This window comes from Ruegeria sp. AA6 (assembly GCF_056542865.1).
Genome location: NZ_JBQGAN010000001.1, coordinates 126,676 through 152,252, shown reverse-complemented (window position 1 = coordinate 152,252; position 25,577 = coordinate 126,676). Strand labels below are relative to the sequence as shown.

General features: G+C 56.2%; 23 protein-coding genes. 11 read left to right on the top strand and 12 right to left on the bottom strand.

Annotated elements, in window-relative coordinates; genetic code table 11:
- Genes ACR0LN_RS00625 through ACR0LN_RS00605 form a run of 5 tightly spaced genes read right to left on the bottom strand, consistent with a single transcriptional unit; the run spans window position 1 to window position 4,855 of the window.
- The gene (locus ACR0LN_RS00625; protein ID WP_480426960.1) at window positions 1-678 is read right to left on the bottom strand and encodes a hypothetical protein; all 678 of its coding nucleotides are present in this window, start codon (window positions 676-678) and stop codon (window positions 1-3) included.
- The gene (locus ACR0LN_RS00620; protein WP_170486813.1) at window positions 678-1,121 is read right to left on the bottom strand and encodes an ATP synthase subunit C; all 444 of its coding nucleotides are present in this window, start codon (window positions 1,119-1,121) and stop codon (window positions 678-680) included. The genes ACR0LN_RS00625 and ACR0LN_RS00620 overlap by 1 nt, the downstream gene beginning before the upstream one ends.
- A complete protein-coding gene (locus ACR0LN_RS00615; RefSeq protein ID WP_480426958.1) occupies window positions 1,118-2,914 on the bottom strand; it encodes a V-type ATP synthase subunit I in 1,797 nt (598 codons plus the stop codon). Before ACR0LN_RS00615 ends, ACR0LN_RS00620 begins: the two co-directional genes overlap by 4 nt.
- Window positions 2,911-3,516 (bottom strand): V-type ATP synthase subunit D, encoded by a 606-nt coding sequence (locus ACR0LN_RS00610; protein ID WP_480426957.1) that lies wholly within the window; start codon window positions 3,514-3,516, stop codon window positions 2,911-2,913. The genes ACR0LN_RS00615 and ACR0LN_RS00610 overlap by 4 nt, the downstream gene beginning before the upstream one ends.
- A complete protein-coding gene (locus ACR0LN_RS00605) occupies window positions 3,494-4,855 on the bottom strand; it encodes a V-type ATP synthase subunit B (protein WP_480426955.1) in 1,362 nt (453 codons plus the stop codon). Before ACR0LN_RS00605 ends, ACR0LN_RS00610 begins: the two co-directional genes overlap by 23 nt.
- Window positions 4,856-5,098: 243 nt before the next feature.
- Between ACR0LN_RS00605 and ACR0LN_RS00600 the strand changes: the two genes are divergently transcribed.
- The 8 genes from ACR0LN_RS00600 (at window position 5,099) to ACR0LN_RS00565 (ending at window position 12,658) form a co-directional block, all read left to right on the top strand.
- Window positions 5,099-6,838 carry an ABC transporter substrate-binding protein gene (locus tag ACR0LN_RS00600; RefSeq protein WP_480426954.1) on the top strand — a complete coding sequence of 580 codons (1,740 nt, stop codon included), beginning with the start codon at window positions 5,099-5,101 and terminating at the stop codon, window positions 6,836-6,838.
- An 82-nt stretch (window positions 6,839-6,920) separates the two neighbouring features.
- Entirely contained in the window at window positions 6,921-7,970 is a 1,050-nt protein-coding gene (locus ACR0LN_RS00595) for an ABC transporter ATP-binding protein (protein ID WP_480426952.1), read from the top strand.
- A gap of 1 nt (window position 7,971) precedes the next feature.
- Window positions 7,972-9,048 carry an ABC transporter ATP-binding protein gene (locus ACR0LN_RS00590; RefSeq protein ID WP_480426950.1) on the top strand — a complete coding sequence of 359 codons (1,077 nt, stop codon included), beginning with the start codon at window positions 7,972-7,974 and terminating at the stop codon, window positions 9,046-9,048.
- On the top strand, window positions 9,045-9,908 hold the full coding sequence (locus tag ACR0LN_RS00585) for a carbohydrate ABC transporter permease (protein WP_480426948.1): 864 nt from the start codon (window positions 9,045-9,047) through the stop codon (window positions 9,906-9,908). Before ACR0LN_RS00590 ends, ACR0LN_RS00585 begins: the two co-directional genes overlap by 4 nt.
- Window positions 9,905-10,702: a carbohydrate ABC transporter permease gene (locus ACR0LN_RS00580; protein ID WP_058280831.1), complete on the top strand. Its 798-nt coding sequence runs from the start codon at window positions 9,905-9,907 to the stop codon at window positions 10,700-10,702. Before ACR0LN_RS00585 ends, ACR0LN_RS00580 begins: the two co-directional genes overlap by 4 nt.
- 140 nt (window positions 10,703-10,842) lie before the next feature.
- Complete coding sequence (locus ACR0LN_RS00575) at window positions 10,843-11,112, top strand: DUF2160 domain-containing protein (protein ID WP_480427677.1); 270 nt, start codon at window positions 10,843-10,845, stop codon at window positions 11,110-11,112.
- Between the two features lie 66 nt (window positions 11,113-11,178).
- A complete protein-coding gene (locus ACR0LN_RS00570) occupies window positions 11,179-11,574 on the top strand; it encodes a BlaI/MecI/CopY family transcriptional regulator (protein ID WP_480426945.1) in 396 nt (131 codons plus the stop codon).
- Window positions 11,561-12,658, top strand: coding sequence for a M56 family metallopeptidase (locus tag ACR0LN_RS00565; protein ID WP_480426943.1), 1,098 nt, complete (start codon window positions 11,561-11,563; stop codon window positions 12,656-12,658). Before ACR0LN_RS00570 ends, ACR0LN_RS00565 begins: the two co-directional genes overlap by 14 nt.
- On the opposite strand, the gene ACR0LN_RS00560 is transcribed toward ACR0LN_RS00565, so the two are convergent.
- Window positions 12,659-14,062, bottom strand: coding sequence for an MATE family efflux transporter (locus tag ACR0LN_RS00560; protein ID WP_480426941.1), 1,404 nt, complete (start codon window positions 14,060-14,062; stop codon window positions 12,659-12,661). It lies immediately after the preceding gene.
- A 311-nt stretch (window positions 14,063-14,373) separates the two neighbouring features.
- Here ACR0LN_RS00560 and ACR0LN_RS00555 point away from each other — a divergent pair, with 311 nt between their 5' ends.
- Window positions 14,374-14,838, top strand: coding sequence for a putative molybdenum carrier protein (locus ACR0LN_RS00555; RefSeq protein WP_480426938.1), 465 nt, complete (start codon window positions 14,374-14,376; stop codon window positions 14,836-14,838).
- Between the two features lie 84 nt (window positions 14,839-14,922).
- On the opposite strand, the gene ACR0LN_RS00550 is transcribed toward ACR0LN_RS00555, so the two are convergent.
- The 6 genes from ACR0LN_RS00550 to ACR0LN_RS00525 all read right to left on the bottom strand — a co-directional run bounded on the left by ACR0LN_RS00550 (window position 14,923) and on the right by ACR0LN_RS00525 (window position 23,745).
- Window positions 14,923-16,554 carry a N,N-dimethylformamidase beta subunit family domain-containing protein gene (locus ACR0LN_RS00550; RefSeq protein WP_480426935.1) on the bottom strand — a complete coding sequence of 544 codons (1,632 nt, stop codon included), beginning with the start codon at window positions 16,552-16,554 and terminating at the stop codon, window positions 14,923-14,925.
- A gap of 10 nt (window positions 16,555-16,564) precedes the next feature.
- Window positions 16,565-19,039 carry a CoA transferase gene (locus ACR0LN_RS00545; protein ID WP_480426932.1) on the bottom strand — a complete coding sequence of 825 codons (2,475 nt, stop codon included), beginning with the start codon at window positions 19,037-19,039 and terminating at the stop codon, window positions 16,565-16,567.
- A gap of 298 nt (window positions 19,040-19,337) precedes the next feature.
- Entirely contained in the window at window positions 19,338-20,687 is a 1,350-nt protein-coding gene (locus ACR0LN_RS00540; protein ID WP_480426929.1) for an ATP-binding protein, read from the bottom strand.
- Entirely contained in the window at window positions 20,687-21,346 is a 660-nt protein-coding gene (locus ACR0LN_RS00535; RefSeq protein WP_480426927.1) for a response regulator transcription factor, read from the bottom strand. Before ACR0LN_RS00535 ends, ACR0LN_RS00540 begins: the two co-directional genes overlap by 1 nt.
- A 38-nt stretch (window positions 21,347-21,384) precedes the next feature.
- Complete coding sequence (locus ACR0LN_RS00530; RefSeq protein ID WP_480426924.1) at window positions 21,385-22,023, bottom strand: PepSY domain-containing protein; 639 nt, start codon at window positions 22,021-22,023, stop codon at window positions 21,385-21,387.
- Between the two features lie 882 nt (window positions 22,024-22,905).
- Entirely contained in the window at window positions 22,906-23,745 is an 840-nt protein-coding gene (locus ACR0LN_RS00525) for a helix-turn-helix transcriptional regulator (RefSeq protein ID WP_480426921.1), read from the bottom strand.
- Window positions 23,746-24,281: 536 nt separating this feature from the next.
- Here ACR0LN_RS00525 and ACR0LN_RS00520 point away from each other — a divergent pair.
- Complete coding sequence (locus ACR0LN_RS00520) at window positions 24,282-24,467, top strand: Flp family type IVb pilin (protein WP_480426919.1); 186 nt, start codon at window positions 24,282-24,284, stop codon at window positions 24,465-24,467.
- 130 nt (window positions 24,468-24,597) lie between these two features.
- Window positions 24,598-25,572, top strand: coding sequence for a Flp pilus assembly protein CpaB (gene cpaB / locus ACR0LN_RS00515; protein ID WP_480426916.1), 975 nt, complete (start codon window positions 24,598-24,600; stop codon window positions 25,570-25,572).
- Window positions 25,573-25,577: the final 5 nt, after the last annotated feature.

The following is a 25,577-nucleotide window of genomic DNA, read 5'->3' as shown; positions in this document are numbered from 1 at the left end:
TTACCGGATCACCCCTTCCAGCACGGCGCGGAAACGGGGTTGCAAGTGTTCCATCAACAGTGAGGCGACGGCCTTGTCTGTCAAATCCAGAACCACACCCTGATCTTCGGCCCGGACCCGAATACCATCCTGCGCGTCGTCCGAGGCATGCAGTTCCACCTGTTCACGCAACATTTCGGCGGTCAGGCCCAGGACGTATTTGGTCAGCTTGCCGGATTGGATGTCATCGGCGTTTTGCTTTATGTCCTCTTGCGTGGCGACCTTGGCGGGCAGGATGACCTGCATCTTGCCGTCCAGATTTGCGCCCTCGGCCGCACGTCCCACAACCTCAAGGATCATTTGTTTCAACAGGTCCGGTTCAGCCATTTCCTTGGTGACAAGGCGTTCGACATCTTCGCGGAACCGATCCGTCAGCCCCGCCTTCATTGTCAGAACAGCATCGCGCATGGCTGTGTTGAGCGCCTCTTCTCCGGCTGCGCGATAACTGTCTGACTCACTGCGGGCCTTCTTTTGATATGCATCCGCTTCGTGTTTGGCATCGGCCAAAATCTTCGCGGCCTCGGCCTTGGCATCGGCACGCAACTTGTCCGCATCGGCTTGCCCTGCGGCCACTCCGTCACTCCGCAACTTGTCGATCAGCGCGTCGACACCGTGTGAGATCATCCCATCCTGTGCCATCAGCTAATCCCCGCGCTGATGACCAGAGCGAAGACGAATGCAAAGACGCCGAAACCTTCGATAATCGCGGCGGGTGCCAGCGACAGACCGAAGATCTCTGGCTTCTCTTTGGTCGCGTTTATCGCCGCCGCACAGGCCCGGCCCTGCCAGATACCGCAATACATCAACGCGATGCCCGACAGGATACCGATCCCGAACAGTCCACCTGCGTTTTCGGGCGTCACGTCACGGTTCAGCGTGAACATGATAACAATGCCGTAGATCACCATGGTCGAAGGAAAGGCCGAGACGCCGACGAACCGACCATAACCACCATCGGTTTCAGTCATGGCACCGATGCTCGCCATCCCGGCAATCGAACAGCCGATGGCGCTCGCGGCTGCGCCTAGTGCCATGGGGGCATATATACCCAGCCAACCCAATGTCAGAACAAGCTCATTCATTCCTGAACCTCCTTGCGGGCGAACGGGCGAAAGACGATGCCTTCGTCCGGCAGACCCCATTTAAAGAATTCGATGTAATTGAGACGCAAACCGTGGACGACGCCGCTCATCAACGCGAGGGCGAAGTTCAGGATATGGCCGACGATAAGGATCAGCAGCGCGAACAGGATGCCTGGCCCCTTCAAAGCGTGCATCACTGATACCGCCAGATCGTTGAACGTGATCGCCAGCGAGGCTGATGCCAGCCCAAGCGCGAACAGGCGCATATAGCTCAGTACGTCTCCGAACGCGCCCATCGCCCCGGCCAGAGCCTGGATACCTTCGATCAGACGCCACAGCCAATCAGTTGGCTTTTTGATCTGCCGTTCGCTGGAAAACAATAGGATGGCCACAACGCCCACGCCGAGGATCGCTGCGCCCGGCGTTGGGCTATCTCCCTTCATGTAGCCGAGCCACAAGACAAACCCGCCAATCAGCGCCGCGATCCAGCCCATATTTGCAATAGCCTTGCGTTGCCCCCAAGCGGCACGCGCAGCCAGAGCATTGGCGAGAACCAGATGCAAAACGCCCACGACAATCGAGATCATCATCATGGCCCCAAAATTGTTCAGATCGAGGATTTTGGTCTTTGCAAAGAGCGTCCCTTCGGGCGGTGACACACCAAAATAGCTGCCCACCAGAACGCCATACAGAATCGTCGCACCTGAGATGACCAGCCCGTAACGGCGCCATGAGCGTTGCTCGACGCTCCCGTCCATGCGTTTCCAGAACAGAAGCAGACCCAGCAGTATTACAGCGCCGTAACCCGCGTCGGCCACAATCATTGCAAAGAAGAACGCAAAGGAGGCTGCGACGATCACACTCGGGTCCCAGTCCTTGTAGCCGGGCACTTGATAAAACAGCGCCAAGTCCACGGCAGCACTGCGTTTTTCTGGTTGCTCCAGCAACGTGGGTGGTGAGTCATCAGGACCCGGATCTTCGATCAGAACAGCCGCATCTTTGGCTTGCGCCATGTCGAGAACTGCTTTGATACGGTCCTCGGGCACCCACCCTTGTAGGGCGAACATCGCTTGTTCGTCTCGTACCTTCTGGGTCGCATGGGCCAGTTCCGCAGCACTTTCCGCCACCGACAGGTTGCACCGCATAAGTGTCAGGTATCGCGTCTGCGCGACCCGCTCGGCCTCCAGCGCTTCTATGGCAATCTCTGCCTCTTCTAACTGCGCCTCGAGCTCGTGAATGGGCAGCGAACCCGTATGCGTTCGAGGTACCGGCAGAATGTCGTCCGCAGGTTCGTCGGGCGCGATCAGAACGGCATAAACGAAACGGTGATCCTGTTCCAGAATGGCCCAGGGCAGCGTTAGCGCCTCTAACGCATTGCGATGTTTCAGCGGCAGTTGATAGAACCACAGTCTGTTTCCGGCCAGCGCATCGTCAGGAGGGAAATCCAAATCACCCCAAGGTCGCACCTGAACAATTCGATGAGCCAGAAAGTCCCGCCTGTCCGTCATGTCGCGCGTGCGCTGCATCAGGTCCAGCACATCCTTGACGAACTGCTCCATTTCGAAGTCCAGCTCGCGCTGAGTCTGGCGGCGCGGTTCGGGCACATCTGTCAGGAAACGCAAGGCCTTATAGGCATCTCTTGCACCACGCTCGCTGATCTTTTCCGGCTCAGCAGGCGGAGGGGCCAAGGGCAGGACATGCATGCAGCCAAGCTCCTGTAATGCCTCAAGCGTCTCGGTCTTCTGCGCCGCTCGCCCCACTAGCGACAGCTTCTTGAGCCGCGCGACACTCATGGCGCCGCCTCCTGCGCGTGTTTGCGCTTGGATATCTTCGAGCGCACGACAGACTGCATTTGCTCATCGCTCAGATAGATGCGGATTTTCTTGATGTTGGCTTTAGCCCGCGGGATCAGAACCTTTTCAAACAGGTTGACGCGTTGAGTGATCGTAGCGACGGCCTTATCGAAGATTTTCACACGTTCCTCGGCCACTTTAACCCTCAAGCGCGCTTCGATCATGTCGTGCAACATCTGCGCGGCGGCATCGACCCAGTGGGGTTTAGCCAACAGAGAGTAAGGCCGCACCGCAACCTCGATCCGGTCCAGCGCAGGCATCTTGACGCCCACGACGTTGACCTCTTTGACCTTGTAATCCTTGAGTTCGACCAACCCATCCAAGTCAACACCCTGCTGCGCCAGCATCGGCAGTCTGGCCCCGATCTGTTGGGCGAGTTCCTTTACCTCACCCTCCAGACGTCGCACATCCTCGCGCGCTTTGACCCGTTCCGCCATCAATTGCTGGCGCTTCAGATCCAGCGACGGCAGGAACCGTTCATAGCTTTTCAGCTGCGTCTGCTGGCGCGCCAGTGACGATTTATTCAGCTGCAACCGCGCCATCGGCATCCTTTGGGAAATATTTGTCGACCAAGGCCTGCTTCATCAGCAATTGTTCGGGCTTAAAACACTCAGCCAGCGTTTTCCAACCCAAGTCCAACGCCTCTTCCAACGGGATCGAGACGTTGATGTCCATAAACCGCTTGCGGAACAGCGCGCCGAATTTCAGCAACTGGTGATCGTAGTCCGACAGATCAAATGCCATCGCCTGCTTCTGCGCGGCATCCCGGCTTTCCGAGTAAAACCGGATCATCGTATTCATTATCTGGCCGTGATCTTCGCGCGTGGTCTTTCCGATCACGTTCTGCTTCAGGCGCGACAGGCTGCCGAATGGGTCGATCACGCCGGAATGCAAATAAAACTGGCCTTCGGTGATATAGCCCGTGTTGTCCGGCACCGGATGGGTCACGTCATTGCCCGGCATTGTCGTCACGGTCAACACGGTGACCGATCCCCCCTTGGCATAGTCGCAGGCTTTTTCGTACCGCTTTGCCAGTTGCGAATAGAGGTCACCCATATAACCACGCTGCGAGGGCACCCGTTCCTGACTGATGCCGACCTCTTTCATCGCGTCTGCATAAGCCGTCATATCCGTCAGCAGGACCAGCACGCGCTTACCCTCTTCCACGGCAAATTTTTCGGCCACGGCCAGCGCCATGTCTGGCACCAACAAACGCTCGACCAGAGGGTCCATCGCCTGATTGACGAACATCACCGTCCGCGAGAACACGCCCGCGTCCTCAAAAGACGTGCGGAAGGTGTGGTAGTCGTCGAAGATCAGCCCCAAACCACCGAACACCACAATATCGGCATCCGCCTGAATACCGATTCGGCTGAGAAAGGCGTTGAACGGTTCGCCCGAGACCGAAAAGATCGGAATCTTCTGACTTTCGACCAGCGTATTGAACACGTCGATCATCGGCACATCGGTGCGGATCATCTTATTCGGAACCGCGCGTTCCGCGGGATTCACCGTGGGGCCGCCGATATCAATCCGCGGTTCTGAGGACAGGTCAGGTCCGCCGTCGATTGCCACCCCCGCCCCGTCAAAAACACGACCCAGAATGTTCGCCGAATACGGCGTCTGCATCGGATGCCCCAGGAAAGTCGCGGTCGCTTCGGTCGAGATACCCTTAGTGCCCGAGAACACCTGCAGCGTCACCACATCCCGGTCGATGAAGATTGCCTGCGCCAGCGTTTTATGGCCGTCGACCGTCTCGATCACCGCCAGATCGTTGAACCGTACCGCCGCGTCTGCGGACCCGTCCAGCGGCACCCTGACCTTGATCGTGTCACCCACAATTTCCAGTACACGCGTGTATTTCAACAGACTCTGGGACATTGCCTATCCTCATACGTCCAAGTGATTTTCGCTAATCGTCGCCACGGCTGCTGGTGGCATTTTTTACAATTGTGGGTGTAGCTTACAACGAATTCACAAATTGGCAACCGAGGATAAAACCGATCGCAAAAACCGGCGAGACACTCAATTACTAAAAATTTAGTTTGACACATATGCAAAAAATCGTTGATGCTTATCGCCATCCGGTTCGCGCCGGAAACCATAATCTTTGGGAGGAGACAGATGCGGAGACATCTACTTTCCGCAGTGGCGGCGGCTGCCGTCATTGCGGGGCACGGTACCGCTTGGGCCGACGAAGCCGCAGCACAACGTTGGATCGACGACGAATTCCAGCCATCTACCCTGTCGAAAGACGAACAGATGGGTGAGATGAAGTGGTTCATCGAGGCTGCACAACCCTATGCTGGCATGGAGATTAACGTCCTGTCCGAGGGCATCCCCACCCACTCGTATGAATCCGAGGTCCTGACCAAGGCGTTCGAGGAAATCACCGGCATCAAGGTAAATCACCAGATCCTTGGTGAAGGCGAAGTGGTTCAGGCCGTTCAGACACAGCTGCAGACTGGCCGGAACCTTTATGACGGATACGTCAACGACAGCGACCTGATCGGCACGCACTCGCGCCTGCAATTGGCCTATCCGCTGACCGATATGATGGCGGGCGACTGGGCGGCTACAACTTCGCCGACGCTGGATCTGGATGACTTCATGGGCATTCAGTTTACGACCGGTCCCGACGGCAAGCTGTATCAGCTGCCTGACCAGCAGTTCGCGAACCTCTACTGGTTCCGCAAGGACTGGTTCGATGATGAGGCCAACAAGGCCGCGTTCAAGGAGAAGTACGGCTATGACCTGGGCGTTCCAGTCAACTGGTCGGCCTATGAGGACATCGCCGAGTTCTTCACTAACGACGTGAAGGAAATCGACGGCGTGGCGATCTATGGCCACATGGACTACGGCAAGCGCGCGCCTGACCTGGGCTGGCGTATGACCGACGCCTGGCTGTCGATGGCCGGTGCCGGTGACGTAGGTGAACCGAACGGCGTTCCCGTCGACGAATGGGGCATCCGCATGGAAGCGGGCACCTGTAACCCTGTTGGTGCGTCCGTTTCGCGCGGTGGTGCTGCAAACGGTCCGGCCGCGGTCTATGCGATCCGCAAGTGGGACGAATGGCTGCGGAACTATGCGCCTCCGGGTGCGGCGTCTTATGACTTCTACCAGTCGCTGCCGGCGCTCAGCCAAGGCAACGTGGCCCAGCAAATCTTCTGGTACACCGCCTTTACAGCCGACATGGTGAAGCCGAAGTCCGAAGGCAACAACACCGTGGATGACGAGGGCACACCTCTGTGGCGGATGGCACCCAGCCCGCACGGCCCCTATTGGGAAGAAGGTCAGAAGGTTGGTTACCAAGACGTGGGTTCGTGGACGTTCCTTAAATCGACCCCCGAGGATCGTGCTCAGGCGGCTTGGCTCTATGCCCAATTCGTGACGTCCAAGACTGTTGACGTGAAGAAGTCCCATGTGGGTCTGACCTTCATCCGCGACAGCTCGGTCAACCACGAGTCCTTCACCGAGCGCGCACCCAAGCTGGGTGGTCTGGTCGAGTTCTACCGCTCGCCTGATCGCGTTGCATGGTCGCCGACCGGTATCAACGTTCCGGATTATCCGAAGCTGGCCCAGATTTGGTGGCAGCAAATCGGTGACGTGAACTCTGGCGCGTTTACCCCGCAAGAGGCGATGGATCGTTTGGCCGAAGAGATGGACATCACCATGGCCCGCATGCAGGCCGCGGATGAAAGCGCCGGTGTCTATGGTGGCTGTGGTCCGCGTCTGAACGAGCCGCAGGATCCTGCCTTCTGGCTGGAAAAAGCGGGTTCGCCCAAGGCCAAGCTTGAGAACGAAAAGCCGCAAGGCCAGACCGTCAACTACGACGAACTGGTTCAGCGCTGGCAGTCTCAATAAGCTAACGCAACCGGGGGTGCCGCTTCAGGCATCCCCACCCCAAAGGCCAGTGCTTTGCACTGAAGGACCGGAACTCACGGACATGATCGAATTACAAGACGCGACCAAACGGGTCGGTAACGTCATCCATATCAAACCCACGAACCTCACGCTGGAGACCGGCCATTTTAATGTGCTGCTGGGCGCGACGGGGTCGGGCAAGACCTCTTTGATCAAGATGATGGCTGGGCTGGACCCGATAGCCTCAGGCAAAGTCTTTATGGATGGGCAGGACGTGACACGGCTGAACACGCAGAAGCGGCAGATCAGCCTGGTTCACCAGTTCTTCGTGAACTACCCGCATATGACCGTCTTCGACAACATCGCCTCACCCCTGCGCGTGGCGGGCATGGCGAAGTCAGAAATCGAGGGCCGCGTGGAAGAGGCCGCTGACCTACTGCAATTGCGCCCGATGTTGCACCGCCGCCCTCATGAGCTTTCGGGTGGCCAACAACAGCGAACGGCGCTGGCCCGCGCGATTGCCAAGGAAAGCCGCGCGGTGTTCCTTGATGAGCCGCTGGCCAACCTTGATTACAAACTACGCGAAGAACTTCGCGAGCAATTGCCCGACCTATTCGCAGGTCGCGGGGCCGTGGTGGTCTACGCGACTTCAGAACCCGAAGAGGCCCTATTGTTGGGTGGCTACACTGCCCTCATGGAGGATGGCCGGGTCACACAATTCGGCCCCACCGCAGACATCTACCGCAATCCCGAAAACATTGCCGCCGCACGGGTCTTCTCGGACCCACCGATCAACGTGGCTCGTATCACCGTATCCGGCGCTCAGGCGCGATTGGCAGGCGGAGGCGGCTGGCCCGTCACCGAGATGGCCGACGGCGATTACATGGTCGCTGTGCGCCCACACCGCGTTACCCCCTTCCCCACGTCCGACGCGGACGTGGAACTCACGGGCCGAGTGATCGTGACAGAACTGTCGGGTTCAGATTCCAGCGCGCATTTCCAACATGGAGACGAAGCATGGGTGTCGCTCGCTGCGGGCGTCCACCCCTATCAGGTGGGCGAGGACCACAGTTTCTACATGAACCCGGCGCATTGCCGGTATTTCGGCCAAGACGGCCAAAGGGTGGACTGACATGGCTCAGATCAAGCTTTCGAACCTGCGACACAGCTATATGCCCATGCCGAAAGGCCCCGAGGACTATGCGCTGAAGGAAATCGACGTGACCTGGCGCGATGGCGGTGCCTATGCGCTGCTTGGCCCGTCGGGCTGCGGCAAGTCCACGTTGCTGAACATTATCTCGGGTCTGCTGACCCCCTCTGAGGGGCAGATCCTGTTCGATGGTCAAGACGTCACTGCCCTGCCCCCCGATCAGCGCAACATCGCGCAGGTGTTCCAGTTCCCGGTGATCTACGACACGATGACCGTGGGCGAAAATCTGGCGTTTCCGCTAAAGAACCGGGGCGTCGACGCTGCCACGATCAAGCGTCGCGTCGATGAGATCGCCGAGATGCTGGACGTTACGGATATGCTAGGCACCCGTGCCTCGGGTTTGAGCCCGGAAAACAAGCAGAAGATCTCAATGGGGCGCGGTCTGGTCCGCGACGATGTGAACGCGGTGATGTTTGATGAGCCGCTGACAGTGATCGACCCGCATCTGAAGTGGAAGCTGCGATCCAAGCTGAAGGAGCTGCACCAACGCGTCAAAGCCACGATGATCTACGTGACCCACGACCAGACCGAAGCGCTTACTTTTGCGGACGAAGTGGTCGTGATGCAGGAAGGTGAAGTGGTGCAGATCGGCACGCCGGTCGAACTGTTCGAGCGACCTCAACACACGTTTGTCGGCCACTTCATCGGCTCCCCGGGCATGAACGTCCTCCCCTGCGAAGCCAGAGGCGACCGGGCTTTGTTTGAGGGCCATGAAGTGATGCTGGAAGGCCCAACCCACGGGGACGGGGGCCGTACCGATCTTGGCATCCGCCCAGAATATGTGGGTTTCGGCGACACCGGCATCCCGGCGCATGTAACCAAGGTTTCAGACATTGGCCGCCACTACGTGGTCAGCGCCATGGTCGGTAACACCGCGCTAAAGGCGGTGACCGAACATAGTGTCCCAGAGCCGGGCTCGCAGGTTTTCCTGCAATTCAATCCAGAACAATCCCGCGTCTATCGCGACGGCTGGATCGCAACCGAGGAGCGGGCGCAATGAGAACGGAAAACCAAAAAGCATGGTTCTTTGTCCTGCCCGTGCTGGCGCTGGTCGCGTTCAACGCACTGGTGCCGATGATGACGGTGGTCAACTACTCGGTTCAGGAAACCTTTGGCAACAACCAGTTTTTTTGGGAAGGGTTGGGTTGGTTCGAACAAATCCTGCGCTCTGACCGGTTTCAGGCCGCGCTGGGGCGGCAGTTCCTCTTTACCTTCCTGATCCTGCTGATCGAGGTGCCGCTGGGCATCATCGTTGCCCTGTCGATGCCGCGCAAAGGGTTCTGGGTGCCAGTTTGTCTGGTCCTGATGGCCCTACCCATGCTGATCCCATGGAACGTGGTCGGCTCGATGTGGAACATCTTCACCCTGCCCAAGATCGGCCTGTTGGGCTATTTCCTGAATGACGTTCTGGGCATCAACTATGACATGACGCAACAGCCGCTGTCGGCCTGGGTCACGGTCATCGTCATGGATGTCTGGCACTGGACTTCTCTGGTGGTGCTGCTGTGCTATGCGGGGCTCGTGTCGATCCCGGACGCCTACTATCAGGCGGCGAAGATCGACGGTGCCAGCCCGTGGTCTGTGTTCCGCTATATCCAACTGCCCAAGATGAAAACTGTCCTGACCATCGCTGTTCTGCTGCGCTTCATGGACAGTTTCAACATCTACACCGAGCCCTTCGTTCTGACCGGCGGTGGCCCCGGCAACTCAACCACCTTGCTATCGATCGACCTTGTGAAGATCGCGCTGGGACAGTTCGACCTTGGCCCCGCAGCCGCGATGAGCCTGATCTACTTCGCCATCACGCTGCTGGTCAGCTGGGTCTTCTACACTCTGATGACAAAGGATGACGCGCAATGAAGAAGCGGTCCCTTATCCCGATCCTCTATATCGCGTTCCTGATGCTGCCTATCTATTGGCTGGTGGCGATGTCCTTCAAGACCACGAACGAGATTCTGTCGGGCTTTTCTCTGTTTCCCCAGACCTTTACGCTGGAGAACTACATCACCATCTTCACCGACCCGACGTGGTACTGGGGCTACATCAACTCGATCATCTACGTGACGATCAACACGGTACTTTCGGTCTGTGTGGCGCTGCCTGCGGCCTACGCGTTCTCGCGCTATCGGTTCCTGGGGGATAAGCAGCTGTTCTTCTGGCTGCTGACCAACCGGATGGCCCCGGCAGCCGTGTTCGCGCTGCCGTTCTTCCAGCTTTACTCGTCGATCCACCTGTTCGACACTTATCTGGCCGTGGCGCTAGCACACACGCTTTTCAACGTGCCTCTTGCGGTTTGGATTTTGGAAGGCTTCATGCGCGGCATCCCAAAGGAACTGGACGAGACGGCCTATGTCGACGGCTATTCTTTCCCGCGCTTCTTCGTGACGATCTTTTTGCCGAACATCAAAGCGGGCGTGGGCGTTGCAGCGTTCTTCTGCTTCATGTTCTCATGGGTGGAAATGCTGCTGGCCAAAACCCTCACGGCCGTCGAGGCCAAACCCATCGCCGCCGTGATGACCCGCACCGCCTCCAGCGCCGGTTACGAACTGGGCCTGCTGGCGGCTGCCGGAACACTGACCATCATCCCCGGCGCCATCGTCATCTGGTTTGTCCGCAACTACATCGCGCGTGGTTTCGCGATGGGACGTGTGTGAGGTTCGATATGCGCAAACTCCTTCTTACCCTCCCCTTCCTTCCAACCATGGCCTTTGCTCAACAGGCCGGATGGGGCAATGTCGGCCAGCAAGAGGAAAAGGGCTTTTCCTGGACCGATCCCCTCTGGCCCGATTTCTGGATGGCCTGGACCCCGGCAACACTGGCGCTGTTTGCGGGCATCTTCTCGGCCATTGCTCTGATCGGTCTACTGGAAGGCTTCAAGTTCCGCGACGGGATCGAGCGGCGCGGAGTGCTTGGCCTGACCACAACGCTGGGCGATCGCCTGTTCATCACACTGTTGGGGTCGGCCTATATCTTCCTCGCCTGGCTTGGACTGGTGGGACAACCCGTTTGGACGCCGCTTTTCCTGTCTATCGGCTGGGGCATCTTCGTTTTCTGGAAAGTTTAAGCTTTGCGAAACCGCGAAAGGATGTTTGTCTGTCAAGCATACCAAATTACGCGACACGAAAGACCGATGCGAAAGAAAAAGACAACAAACCTTCTGACCGAAGTGGAGCTTGAGTTCATGAACGAACTCTGGGCGCTGGGTCAGGGCTCGGTCCGTGACGTACTTGATCGCCTGCCGCCAGAACGCAATCTGGCCTATACGTCCGGCGCAACCATCCTGCGTATTCTTGATGAAAAGGGCTTTGTCGAAAGCCGCAAGGACGGAAAGACGCTGATCTACAAGCCGCTTCTGGAAAAAGACAGGTATCAGGCGCGGTCGTTGCAAAACCTTTCCCGCACCTTGTTCGATGACACACCGGCATCGCTGGTGGCACGTCTGGTTGATGACGCGGGGTTGAGCGAAGCCGATCTGGAGGAAATTCGAGCACTGGTAGAGAGGAGACTGCAAAATGACAGCGGTTAAACCGGTTCTCGACGCATATCTGGAATTGAATCTCGTGCTTGGACTGGCCGCCATTGTCTGGTTGGTCGCGCGCGGTGTTTTGGCCAGAACATCCTTGAGCCATTGCTATGTCGCCCAATTGCGCGCGCTCAAGGCCCTGTGTTTGTGCGTTGTCCTCAGCCCACTTCTGGCGCTGGGCGTGTTCGCAATAGCCACACACTCCCTGGTCAAGGGTCCAGTGGCGATCGGAGATATTGCCGTTGCGGCCTACTTGCGCGGGGATATCGCGATGCCGGCAACGCAGTTTGAGGCGTTGCTGAACACACGCCAACGCTGGTTCGAAGTGCTGTTCAACGGCGGCCACCCTGTAATCTCTGCAATCCTTGCGCTGATGGCCCTCGCCTCTCTGGCCTTTGCCTTACGTGTAGTCCGCGACGCGATTGCCATCCGCCACACGGTGGACGCCAGCTTCCTTTGGCGCCGCTCTGCAAAGGTGGACATCCGCCTGTCAGATCGTATTGCCGTACCTTTCGCGGTGCGGGGGCTGCGCCGGCGCCATGTCGTGTTGCCCAGCCACTTGCTGGATTCTCCGCGCGAGATGCGCTTTGCACTTGCGCATGAACTGCAACACATCCGCGCAGGGGATGTGGAATGGGAGTTGGGCTTTGAATTGCTGCGCCCGCTGCTGTTCTGGAACCCGGCCTATGTCGTGCTGAAATACCAATTCGACCGCTTGCGCGAATTGGCCTGCGATCAATCGGTCGTGGCGCGCAGGGGCATCGACACAAGCGACTACACATCGTGTCTGCTGGACTACTGCGCGCGCACCGTCGTTCGCGGCAGTCCCCGTGTTTTGAACGTGGCTCTGGTGACTGGAGGCAAAGCCAAACGCGTGCTGCGTCAACGAGTGATTGCGTTGGCTGATGCGCCTACCATGCACCAGTCGATGCCCTTCCTGTTTGTCAGCCTGAGTATCCTGTTTGCGTTGGTCCTTGGACTGGCGGCGGCGGCGGTGCAACAGACCGAAGACTGGAGTCACGATCGCCTGATGCTGTCGACCGTAGTCAACCTAGAACGGCTGGAAGCCCGTAATCAGGGCAACTGATCACCAACCACGCCGCCCGAATAAGGCTTGCAAACGTGTCTGACCTGCAAAGGGGTCGGTGGTTTGAGGTACAGCCAGTTTTGAGACGACTCGTCGCACCAAAATCCAGCAGATCGCCGCAAATATCACTCCGCCCAACGCTTGACCCAGAAGCACTCCGGGTGCGCCTGCAAGATAAGCGCCGGCAACTGCAAAGGGCCACGTGCCCAATGTGTGCCGCCCCCAGTTTACCCAGGTCGAGTACACTGGATGGCCGAGGTTGTTGAAACTGGCATTCGCCACAAAGATTACGCCGTTGAAGAACGAGGCCAGTGCCAGAGGTCCACAGAACAGATAGATCAGCGCTCGCGTTTCCCCCTGCGCCTGAAACAGATCGGCGATTGGCGCGCGCAGCAAAAACAGTGTGGCGGCCATTAGGCAGGCATAGACGGCAGTGAACTTCACTCCTGCCAGAAAGGTAGCTTTCACACGGTCATACTGCGCCGCGCCAAAGTTCTGACCAACGATTGGGCCGATGGCCCCGGACAAGGCGAAGACAACCGAAAACGCGACGGGCATTAGCCGCCCGATCACGGCCATACCTGCAACGGCGTCGGTTCCAAATTGCGCAACCTCGCGGATGACAATGGCATTGCCTATTGGCGTTGCGATATTGGTCAGAACAGCAGGCACGGCAATTGCACTGACCGGCCGGATGTCCGCACCCAAGTTCCGAAGCGAAGGTCGGGCAAATCCATTGTGCACGCGCACCGCAGGTCTAACTGCGGCAATCAACATGCAAACACGTGCAATGACCGAAGCGATAGCCGCCCCATCCAGCCCAAGTCCAACCGCAAAGATCAAAATGGGGTCTAAGACGGCATTCGCCACGCCTCCATAAATGGTCGACTGCATTGAACGTCGTGCGTCCCCGTACGCCCGAAGCACTGCCATACCAGTCATTGCGACCGCCATCACCCACATAGTCGGTAAAATGATCGACACATAGCGGGTCGCCAAACGCAATACTTCGCCTTCTGCACCGAGCAACGACAGGCAGAACGTCAGATTGAACATGACTATTGCGGATATCACCACCCCGACCAGCGCTCCAAGTAACGCCACGCTGGCCGCGAACTGGCGCGCCCGGTCAGAACGTCCCGCGCCAAGTTCACGCGCGACCAACGCCCCGGCAGCAATCGACAGGCCAACATTGATCGAGTTTGTAAAGAACAGCAACGTACCGGCATAGCCCACGGCTGCGGCCAGCGCGTCGTTGCCCAGCATCGAAATGAAGATCATGTCCACGAAATCGACAGCGAAAATCGCCATCAGACCGATGCTTGTAGTAAGCGACATACGGGTGACGTGGCCCATCAAACTGCCCGTCAGAAAAACTGCTTTACCTTTGGATTGAGTCGCCATGCGATGTTCAGCCCCCTGCCCGTGAGTAATTTGTCCGTGTTTCTTTGGGTTCAGCAATAGAAAACTCTGTGCGCACATCCAGTCGGCGTGGCCCCTCCCACATCCCGACAAATACTATCCAGTAGTGGCGTAAAGTCTGCAGACTACACGTTTTGCACCCACAAGTGTCGTTCAGGCAGGGCAACTTCTGACGATGTCAATTGATCAACGTAGTGGGCCGGAAGCTACGGTATACCACGCTGATAGCTCTCGCGATTTGCCATGATCTGGTGACGTCGCTAACCTCGCGCAAAGCTAATAAGGCAAAGATTATGAAGATTGTCTCAGGCGGGCAAACAGGCGTGGATACCGCGGCACTTGAATTCGCGCGCAATAATGAGTTGGCTTATGGCGGCTGGGTTCCCAAAGGTCGCATGAATGAGGGCGGACGGATTCCCGACCAATTCAGCGGCCTGTCGGAAACCCAATCTGCCGCAGTCGCAGAGCGTACCCGGCTCAATGTGGAAACCAGTGACGCTACGCTGATTTTTGTCGATGGATCGACCAGTCCGGGCACGCAGCAGACTTTGGTCTTCGCCGAAGAAGCGCAGAAACCTCATCTGGTTGTCGACCTCAGAGAAGGTGTGACAGCCTGCGCGCAACAAATTCTCGTGTGGTTTGCGGCCACCCCCATTACAGTTCTGAACATTGCTGGCCCCAGGGCCTCTGAGGCACCAGAGATCGAGACCAAGGTAAGCGTGGTGCTAGAGAACATTCTGGCGCAGCTTAGGGCATGAGACAAAACCCCAGCGCAAAACCGCTTGGCTCCTGCCAAGCTGAGTGATGCCTGTTCCTGTCGCCGATTCGGTTGATCGCAAGGCTTATGTGGCGCCGAACCTACCCAGTACGTTTCGCGTTATTTGCTCGACTTGCCAGTCACGTCGGACCAAACCCATCACCCATTCGCAGGTACCAGCGGTAAAGACTTCACCCTGCCCCCTTCGCCAGTGAATGATTGCTCCATTTCCTCGGGTGCTGCGATCTAGCGTCTCGGGTGTGATATCACCGAACATGGCCCGCGCTTTGAAGGCAGCGTCAGCGTCACCGATATAGACGGTTTCCCCCCAGTCCCCGTGCGAAGGTTCGACATTAGTAGCAAGCCCCAGCGCCAGGATTTCCAAATTCGGGTCTGCTCCATCCGCGCCAGTTGCAACAGGCAGGCCATCCATCATTTGATAGTCAACCCCATCCACTTCGTATCCGAAAATGCGTGAGCCTGCCCCCAGCTGATCGCCATACCCCAACTGAGTGTCCTGCAACGCCCAGTGATCGGGGCGATACACTGTGAAACCCCCACTTCCCTGCCCCACACAACGACCCAAACCGGCGTAAACCCCTTTTAACCCGTTCACCCCAAAGGTCTGCACGCCGGGTCTGTTTGCTGGGGCAACCTCCCACGCTGTGGTCACCAGATGCTCTTGATCCGTGCCCAATAGTGGGTCCTGATCTGCCATGTATTTGTAGCAGACCTGTGTCGCGCCACCGTCTGCGATCCGGGTTTGCCACAGTAAATTCGCCCCAAACCGAGCGACCCGACCACCGTTTATGGTGTAACGATCTACCGCGTCGCGCATTTTCGCAGACCAATATTCGTCATGCCCCACGAACACAGCGCATTTGTAGCGGTTCAGTAAATCTGGGTTGGCGTCCAGATCATGCTGCGTGGCAAAATCAAACTCGAACCCTTGCGCTTCGGCCCAAGCTGCAAAGTGGCGTTCATAGCTTGCCCATCCGGCCGATGCATATTTCTTAGAGTACCCGTAGGCATATGCCCATTCCATGTACGGGTAGCGCACCATCGTACCCGGCACATGCGGCGTGTCCGGAACTGCCCGCGGCGCGCCTTTGGGCAATTTGCAAAATCCTCGGGTCCAGGGGCGCTGGGTTGAGACAACGGGCGAAAACGCGTCGCGATTTGGGCCGGTAATCCCTTCGTAGTGATTGGATCCGCCCCAGCAATTATAGGCCAGCCATGTGCCGGTCGCGCAGATCAGAACAAAGGGCACAGGCGGTTTTTCCTGCGCGCGGCGCACTAGAAACAGGTGATGCTCTTCGACCCGTTCTCCGCCACGTTCAGCGGTTAGGGTTACAAGATATCCGCCTTCGCGCCAATCATCTGGGATGGTAAGTTCGAAGGACACATCCCAACCACAGCCAACGACTGAACAATCCTCGGGCGTGGTCTGATGCGTCCCTTTCAAATCTGTCTTTGAGAGTAACGGCTCGTAACTTGAGCCGTCTCGACCGATTTCCAAATCCCACGTTTCAGCCGTCGTCGAAACCCGAAGCTCGAGGCGGTCGCCTGGGGCATAGCTCATGTGTTCCGTATAGCCCCAGATCTCAAGAACCGCATCGTCCCGAGACGGCCCGACATAGTAGTTATCCAGAATATGCCGCGCCTTGGCCCGCGTTCTGGGTGTCGTTTCAGGCAGTGGCGTTTCCGACCCCGTCATAGAGCACCCCTTAATCCGGAAGATACTTCCGGGACCAGCTTTCACCCGCTGACCCCGCCTCTATCATGGCGTCAATCTGACTGTCTGTTATACCAACGCCTCTGAGCACGCTGCGCGTATCTTCGCCATATTTGGGCAATGGCCCGGGGACACGGATTTCCGCACGCTCGGGACGTACGGCGTTTGGCGCAACCAGATCACACCAGCGGCCCATAGGATGCTGATCGTGGCGTATGACGCTGAACGTTAACTGGCTCAGGTCGATCCCCCCTGTACTTTCCGGTTGCAGCGCGGCGTCGCGCGTTTGATGCAGAGACCCCAATGGCATGACCGTGCTTGAACTGCGGGCAAAAGCTTTCTCCCAATGCGCGACAGGTTGCGAAGCGAAACGATCCGACAAAAGTGATACCAGCTCAGTTTCCTCCGCCTCGGCCAAATCAGCAAGTTCGGGCACCTTGCGCAGGGCGTCCCGTTGCTCGGAAGGAGAAGCAAAGAACATCCAACAATCCGCTGCGGGGTAGCAATGGTAGAACGGCCCCCAGCCCAATGTTTGTCTTCCTGCGGGTTCATCAAAGGGCGCGCGACCTTCAAAGTCATACATGAGTTGCGCTTGAATTAGATTTCCTGCACCGGCCAGTGCTGCGCGCGCAATTCCGCCCTTCCCAGTCTTCTGTAACCGTAAAAGGGCCCCGCCCAGCGCAACGCAGGCGCAAAACCCGGTCAGCACGTCGATGGTGCCGAAATGCGCGTGCTCTTCCGGTGTCTCCATCCCACCGCCAAACCGGACCATCACGCCAGTTGCAGCCTGAGCAAGATCATCATACCCCAAATGGTCCGACTTCGCCCCCCGCATTGGGCCACCAAAGGCGTCGAGTTGCACCAATATGAGACGCGGATTGATTTCAGCCAGACGCGCTGGGCCAAGACCCAAGGCATCCCTCTGTTCATCCGTACCGTTCATCGTGATGATGTCCGCATCGGCAATCAATCTGTTCAGAGCGTCCCGTCCATCATCCGAAGACAGATTAAGCAAGACGCTTTTTTTGCCGCGATGCGCGTGGAGACCAAAAATAATGGTATTCCAAGGGTCTACCGAGGGCTCCACAGGCTGAACAGATGTCACCTGCGCGCCGAACCGGGCCAGCGTCGACCCGATGGTCGGCCCGGCAATCACGTTCGTCAGGTCCACCACCTTCAACCCGTCCAGCCATCCACCTTTCCGCGCGCCAGTGTTTCCGGTACGCGGCGGTTCGGCCAGAATCTCTGAAAGTGGCGCGCTATCCGGATTTGACCCCGGTATTTTGTCAACGCACGCCTCGTCATCGGCAAGCCAGGCCACATTTCCCATCTGCCGCATAAGACCGTGACGCGGGTCATTGACCTCAAGCACCAATCCGGACGCCAGCGCGTGCGGATCGGCCAGCCATTCCTTGCTAAATCGCTGCGCCGTCGCCGGAGCTTTTGCGGCCCCGAACAGTTCTTCCCATTCGTAAGAAGGTTTGGTCAGAAAAGCCGTTTTCATAGCACCAGAAACCCGCGCACGATCACGCGCACCGACCGGGTAATTCCGCATCGACCATTCGTCGGGCCAGTCTGCCGTATCCAGATACGCGTTAAAATCGGGCAGCTGGTCGGCTAACTCCTGTAGCCCCAAGGTTTCCAGCACGCGACGGGGGTGCGTCTTTACGCTGCTAGCCACCACGTAGAACCCGCGGCCATCGGAGCATTTATAAGTACGATAAAACGGGTCCAGAAACTCCTCCAGCTCGGCAAAGCCCAAGTCCATTGGCAGACCTTCAGCCGCACGGCGGTCCAGCTCGACCTCACGCGGGGATTTGTAGCGTTCGGGATAGTCCTCAATCTGTTCGCAGTTATAAACAAGCCCTTCAAGAAGCGCCGAGGCCAGTGGGACCTCGATATGGTCTCCGCCATGTTCATCTCGGGCCAGCAGTGCGAACTGCACGGCCATCGCACCAAACGAGGCCCCGTAGGCTGACGCCAGAGTCAATGGTGTAAACGAAGGGTTCACTCCCATAAGCCGCCTGTTCAACCCCACATCAGTGAACTGACCCGTGCGTGCAGCAATTACCGCTTCCCATGCAGGAATGTCTGCCAATGCAGGATCGGTTGAGGCAAACCCCGGCAATGACAAAGACACAATCCGTGGATTTATCTGGCGCAACGCCTGCGGCCCCAAACCCAGCCGGTCCATAACGCCGGGGCGGAAATTCTCGATCACAACATCTGCGCGTTTGACAAGGTCCTTCGCCGTCTGCAAACCCTCGGGCGTCTTTAGATCCAACGTCAGAGCGGTCTTGCCGCGCGACAGCATGTCGGTTGCTGGTTCCTTTAGCCGGGGACCACCCGGAGGATCGATCCGAACAACCTCGGCCCCCATGTCTGCCAACATCATTCCAACCAATGGTCCGGCAAGATACTGGCCAAAATCTAGGACGCGGATATGGTCAAGGGGCCTTGAAGTCACTTTCTTAAACTCCTGTCAGTTAGCGGGTATCATAGCGGCACGGAGAGCCCACAAAGCCAGAGCACCTCGCGAAAAAGCACCTGTCAGAACTGGGCAGTATGTTTACCGGCCACCGCACCGCATTCGCGGCTATCTTGAGGAAAAAATGCAATGAGGCATTCGTCAAACCGACAATGCAATGTCGCAAAACAGTAAATGCCGCCTATGGCCGACTCCAGTGCCCCCAATCCAAAAGGCAATTCGTCTTCGGGCATTTGAAGCAGCACAACTTTGATCACTGCAATACGGCGACGAACGACTATGCAGATGGTGCGACAGGTGTGGTCGGGATCACGACACAGCTCTGTAACCCGCCAAGAGTTTTAGATTTGCCCAGTTCCAGGCGGGCGCCGTAGGCATTCAGCAAGTCAACAGCAATTGCCAACCCCAACCCACTGCCGCTGACTGAAGTATCCAGACGACCACCAGAGCGGAGTGCCTCACGCTGAGCGTCTTCCGGAATGCCAGGGCCATCATCTTCGACCCGAACCTCGATAGAGCCTACCTTTTGGACCAGAGTTAAGTGCACCGTGCTGCGACACCATTTGACCGCGTTGTCCAGCAGGTTACCAAGAACTTCTTCAACATCCTGCGTATCCATTCGCACCCAGATATCCGGATTATCCACAAGGACCAGATGCTTGCCTTGTTCGGCGGTCATTCGTGTAAACAGTCGCGCCAGTCTGCTGACAGAGTTCGAAAGGTTTGTCCGAGAATGGGTCAGTTCCGCTGTATTCATAGCCCTCATGCGCGCAAGTGAGCGCCCCAACTGGGCGTCGATCCGACCCAAAGCCTCTTGAGCGATATCTGTATTGGCACCGTCTTCGGAAAGCGTTCTAAGTTCATTTCTCAAAATGGCTGTTGGTGTCTTCAAGGCATGAGCCAAGTCAGCGGCCTGCCTGCGAGACCCAGACACAATATCTCTGTTCCGGCGCAAAAGCTGGTTCAGGTCGCCCACCAACGGTGCCACTTCATCCGGATAATCATTTGGGGTCAGGTCGTCATCCGACTCCCAACGGTGTGCAACATCAGACCGCAGCTTCCGAAGTGGTCTGAGGATAACTGAAGTCAGCAACAATGCGCTTGCGACGCAAATAAATCCAACAGCCGCAAAAACCGGCAATAGGCTACGCTGAGCCGCCCGCCTTTCGTTGATTAACTGAGCCCGACTTTCGGCAACACTGATGCCCCAAACAGTTCCATCTTCATACGTTATCTCTTGATAGACACTGCGTAGAACTTCTCCTTCGGGGCCGGATGTGTCCCAAATCGTTGCGCCTTCGGTGCCACCAGGCGGTTCATCTATGGTTTCATCAAACAGAGAAGCCGAAGTGAAAATATCTCCAGTACCATTTGTAACTTGCCAGTACCGGCCAGAATACGGGGTGCTGTAGTTAGGATCGAACATGAGATCGCGCAGTGCGTCAGGATTTTGTGTCGCCACGCTAAGCCCCACGACAAGCTGCGTATGGCGATCTCTAAGCGCAGTATCGAACCGCTCTGAAACCCTGGAGTTGATATAGGAAAAAACGGCCAACGTACCCAGACCAACGGACAAAGCCCCGGAAGCGATCCCCCCAACCAAGGCACGTTGTCGAAGTGATAGCATCAGGCGGTATCGATCATATATCCACGACCTCGGATCGTTGTGATCAGATCCGGTCCGAGTTTCTTGCGCAGCCTATTTATGAACACCGCAATGGTGTTCGAGTCCCGATCACCGTCGTACTCGTAAATATGCTCTGATAGTTCCGCTCTTGGGATCATTCGGCCGGCGTTATGGGCCAAATAGGTCAGTACAGCAATTTCCTGAGCTGTCAGGCTTACCGGAACACCATCTGCGGTCACACGTCCATTGCGCGTGTCGAGAACAATGCTTCCCATCTCGATCACTGGGTTCAATTGCCCGCTTTGGCGACGCAAGATCGCCCGGACACGTGCAGCCAATTCCGGCAAATGGAACGGCTTAGTCATGTAATCATCAGCGCCGGCATCCAAACCATCGACGCGCTCGCTCCAACCGTCCCGAGCGGTCAGAATTAGAACCGGAGTTTTTATCCCAGCACTGCGCCACTCGCGCAAAACGGAAGTACCGTCGCGTTGTGGCAAACCAAGATCAAGGATGATCATATCGTAGGACTCAGTCGTCCCCATATGCAAAGCGTCTATGCCATTATTGACGACATCGACCACGCGACCTTCAGCGTTCAGCAGTTTTTTTACCTGTTCGCAAAGGTGCGGTTCATCTTCTGCGAGTAATATTCTCATATCTTATTTCTATAGGCGCTCGAATAAAACTTTGACAACTATTTTTTGCCTCCGCCTTTGCCGCCGCCATTGCCGCCGCCGTTGCCGCCACCATTGCCGCCACCATTGCCGCCACCATTGCCGCCACCATTGCCGCCGCCGTTGCCGCCACCATTGCCGCCGCCGTTGCCGCCACCATTGCCGCCGCCGTTGCCGCCACCATTGCCGCCGCCGTTGCCGCCACTATTGCCACCGCCACTGTTTCCGTTGCTTTTGCCATTGCCGACACTGTTGCCCTGTCTGTTGCTATTGAAGGACTTAGCTTGGGATGCGGCTTTGGCGGCAGTAGCTTGCGTCGACTTAGCCGCATTTGAAATTTGGCGGCCGATCTTTGAACGGTTGGGCACAACAACCCCAGTTTGTGCATTTACAATGACGCTAACGATCTTCCCATTTGGTTTCTTCATCAGGATTCGATAATAAACTTTGTCTGTCTTAAATGCGCGCGCATCTACCGGAGTGCCGCCGAAATGTTTTTCGACACCTTTAATCACTCTATTCAGCCGAATAGCGCCCCCTGAAGTCGTCGCTTTGCGCAACTCGGCCTGTTTCATTTCGCGAGGAGCAGCGTGCCCTTCTTCCATCTGAAGAAGGGGGAGGAGAGTGACCAGGCAGGCGATGACTAAAAGCTTCTTCATCCTCAGCACTCAATACAGCCTAAGAGCTAAATAAATCTATCAAATTCTGCGTGAACACAGGATGAACGGCAACTGTCCATAGGCTCAACAGCAATGACCCCAAATGCGGCGGTTGGTTTCCATTTTCGAGACAAATACTGCATCCACAAACCAATCTGCAAGCGCTGACAGTCGTCACTTGCACGTGTCAAACTGGCGCGGGCGTTAAACCGAACCAGCCAACATCTAAAGAATCAGGTTTCTCAACAATTGCGGCGCACTGGATTCGCTGAAAATGTCGTAGCGTCCGCATCCACCGTGCCGTGTAATCAAAGGGGGGAATAGTGAGTGGCTTGCCCAGCACTGCAACTGACTCCCGCCCAGGTCGCATCGCCATCTATCGTGACATGCTTAGGATCAGATTGGCTTGTAGCCAAGTTCGGAGAGTAAATTAGCTCATTGGAAAGCCCTCCTACGCCACAACATCCTGATGTGGAATTCAAGCGAGTATTTAGGGAAGAGGTTGTAAGACTTCAGAATCCTCTGAGGCCCAATACGTGATTTCAGGCGCTCTTCTTCGTTTCCATGATTCTTTATTAGCGAAAGACACCCATCAAAGCGTTTTGATCGCGAAGGGCGCTTACAACCTGAAGCAGGCGCGCGTGACAGGTCTATAGTCGCATGCGCCCCAAAAGACTCCTCCTTCAGGGCGTTGATTCCTGCGAGATACTTGCCATCAAGCCTTCAGGCCCATGTCACCCTTCTCATAGACAGGAAGATCATACTTCTATTATATTTCAGATATTTACCTCCACACCACACCAAAAGAACCCTTGGCCAGAATGGTGTCAGCAAAGCCCTCTTTACCAGAAATCGCAGTGCAGTCTATTTCCAGTCGCGCGCTTAACCGGCGCGCGCCACTTGGGTGCCCTCGAAATCGCCTTGGGGTTTCGCCTTGCGGTTCAACTGATGCAGCAACTCGACTTGGTTGGAAACGCCCGTCTTGGCAAAAATCGAACTTAGGTGCGAGCGTACAGTAGTCGGACTGACAGAAAGCGATTGCGAAATCTTCTTCACTGTCATCCCTTCTTTCATCATTGCGCAAATCCGAAACTCACACCGGCTTAGGTTAGCCGGGTTTTGGGGATTGAGGATCGGTATAAACAGCTCGCTCCGAACTGCTCTTAGGCGATGCCCCCGCCCCTGCTCCAACCTCGCCGAGATTGTGCCCGGGATGCGTCTACTCCATCCAGAAGCTAGCGTAGGAGCCAGTATGCTGAGCAGGTCGATATCATTTGCCCGAATGTTCTGTGAGTAATGCAACTCAAGAAAATCGACATGGTCTGCCTTGGTCTCAAAAGGAACAACGACAACCTCTTCGACTCCGGTCGGCTTCACCTGTGGAAGACGCGATATCGGCGCGGTGTCCTCCCTCATGTCTGACGATTTCCAGATCGACCCGGCCTTTGCGGTAGCCGACCAGTCGCCCAGCACATATTCGGCTTGTGTCTGAGGCTGAACGGGAAATGCTTTTCCTTTTTGCACGCAACAACGTGCTACATAGTTTACTTTATTGGCAGGCTTCGAAACACGCACGATGAGTGCCGCTTCTGCGTTCGCCAAATGAAGCAAACGCTCCAAAACATCTGAAATGGAATTGCTTCCATTTAGTGCATGTGTCCATTCCAAGATGAAATTCAAGCAGTCCTGCGCACGAGCGCTTTTAGCAAAACTGATACTCATAACTTTATTCACCAACCCGACCAAACACACACAGTCGGGCTCCTTACTGTAGCCCCCACCACTGACACAAACCTGTTAGGTCTACGTCACCTCAGCAACCAGTTTTGCGGTACCCTTTTTCAGGTACACAGAGAAATTGAAAAATCTTGCAACGTTTTAAGTATTTGTTTTTATTACTTTAATCAGGATCACTTTACGGAAACGCCCACCCGTAGCGCGTTCCGATGGCTGCTTTCATGCTCCCAGGATAGATCACTGAAACCAGCACAATTCAAATCAGTATTGCCTAATTGTTTCCCAAATTGTTGATTCGGAACAAAATAAACAACTCGTTAATTGAAGGTTTAATTTAATACCTTTTATCATGAACGGTTTTTTATAAATTCTTCTTAAAGTTGTATTTCTCCAAGTTTTATCGGAAGGCGAGTGAATTTTCCTCGGCTACCTTGATTCGTGAGCTGACGACGAATGCGTGGCTCGCGTTGTGATTGTGATAATGCGCAACGTCGGTGTAAATTTAACCTTTCGGGGGAAACATGACTAAATTCCTGAACAAGTTCGTAAAAGAAGAAAGCGGTGCAGCAATTGTTGAATATGGCCTCGCGCTGCTGGTCGTAGGATCGATCGCAGTTGGTGCGTTCCAGTTCCTCGGCACGACAACCGCAGCCAATGTGGAATCTGCCTGTTCCGCTCTGAGCGCATCGCACACCTGCTCGCCGTAAAGCAGGGTACGATTTCATCATACAGAACAAAGTTCTGCGCCGTCGCACACGTGTAGCGGCGCAGAATTCACCGCCGGGATTTTCGAAAATCACAGACCTTACCATGTTTCGAATTCTTTGAGCGTAACTTTTGGAGACAGAGATGCGTATCAGACCAGTTATCACCACGCTTTTCGGAATCGCGATTGCTTCTGGGTCCGTGTTCCTGGCGAAAGACTATATTCAGATCAATCCAACCGCGCCTGAACCAACGGCCTCAAATGCCGATTTGGTCGATATTTTTATTGCGCAGACGGAAATCCCCTTTGGACAGCCAATTGAAAAGCACCACGTCACACTTCACCCATGGCCGCGCGAGGCGCTGCTTCCAGGGGTCTTCACGGAGATGGACACGCTTGTTCCAAGCAATAACAAGAACTTACGGCGTGCCAAAGGAAGTTTCTTCCCCGGTGAAGTTATTATTCAGTCGAAGGTTTCGGGCTACGGTGAAAAAGTAACTCTGGTTCAGAAACTGGGCGAAAACACCCGCGCCATGGCCATTAAAGTCAATGCAGTTACCGCGGTTGGTGGTTTCGTTACCCCAGGTGACTGGGTGGACGTTGTTCTGACGCAAAGCGCGGGTGGTGAGTTAACCGCCGTGACCGTCTTGCAAAAAATTCGGGTGATCGGCGTAGACCAACAATCCGAAGAATTGAGCGATCAACCTGAAATTGCCCGGACGATCACGGTAGAAGTCACCCCCCAACAAGGTCAACGACTAGCCCTTGCGCAAAAGGCGGGCACGCTGAGCCTGACCCTCAGAACTTTGGATAGCGTTGAAGATGAGCCGATGGAGATGGTTCGCCTGCGCGATCTGCTGCAGGAAGAAGGACCAGTTGAGGACACCGAAGCCCAACCCACAGTCAGATTGAATCGCGGCACCAAATCCGAAGTTGTGACTTTCGATAGAACACGTCGGCGCAGCGAAGAAGCTGACGAATCTGAACCCGCGGCCGAAGCAGATCCCAGCAATCAGACAGGTGCTGAAATCTCGCCTGCGATCGTCACACCCGATATCCAAGCCAGCACTCGTGAAATCGACGTTAGTCAAAGTGCAAGCCAGTAGGATCC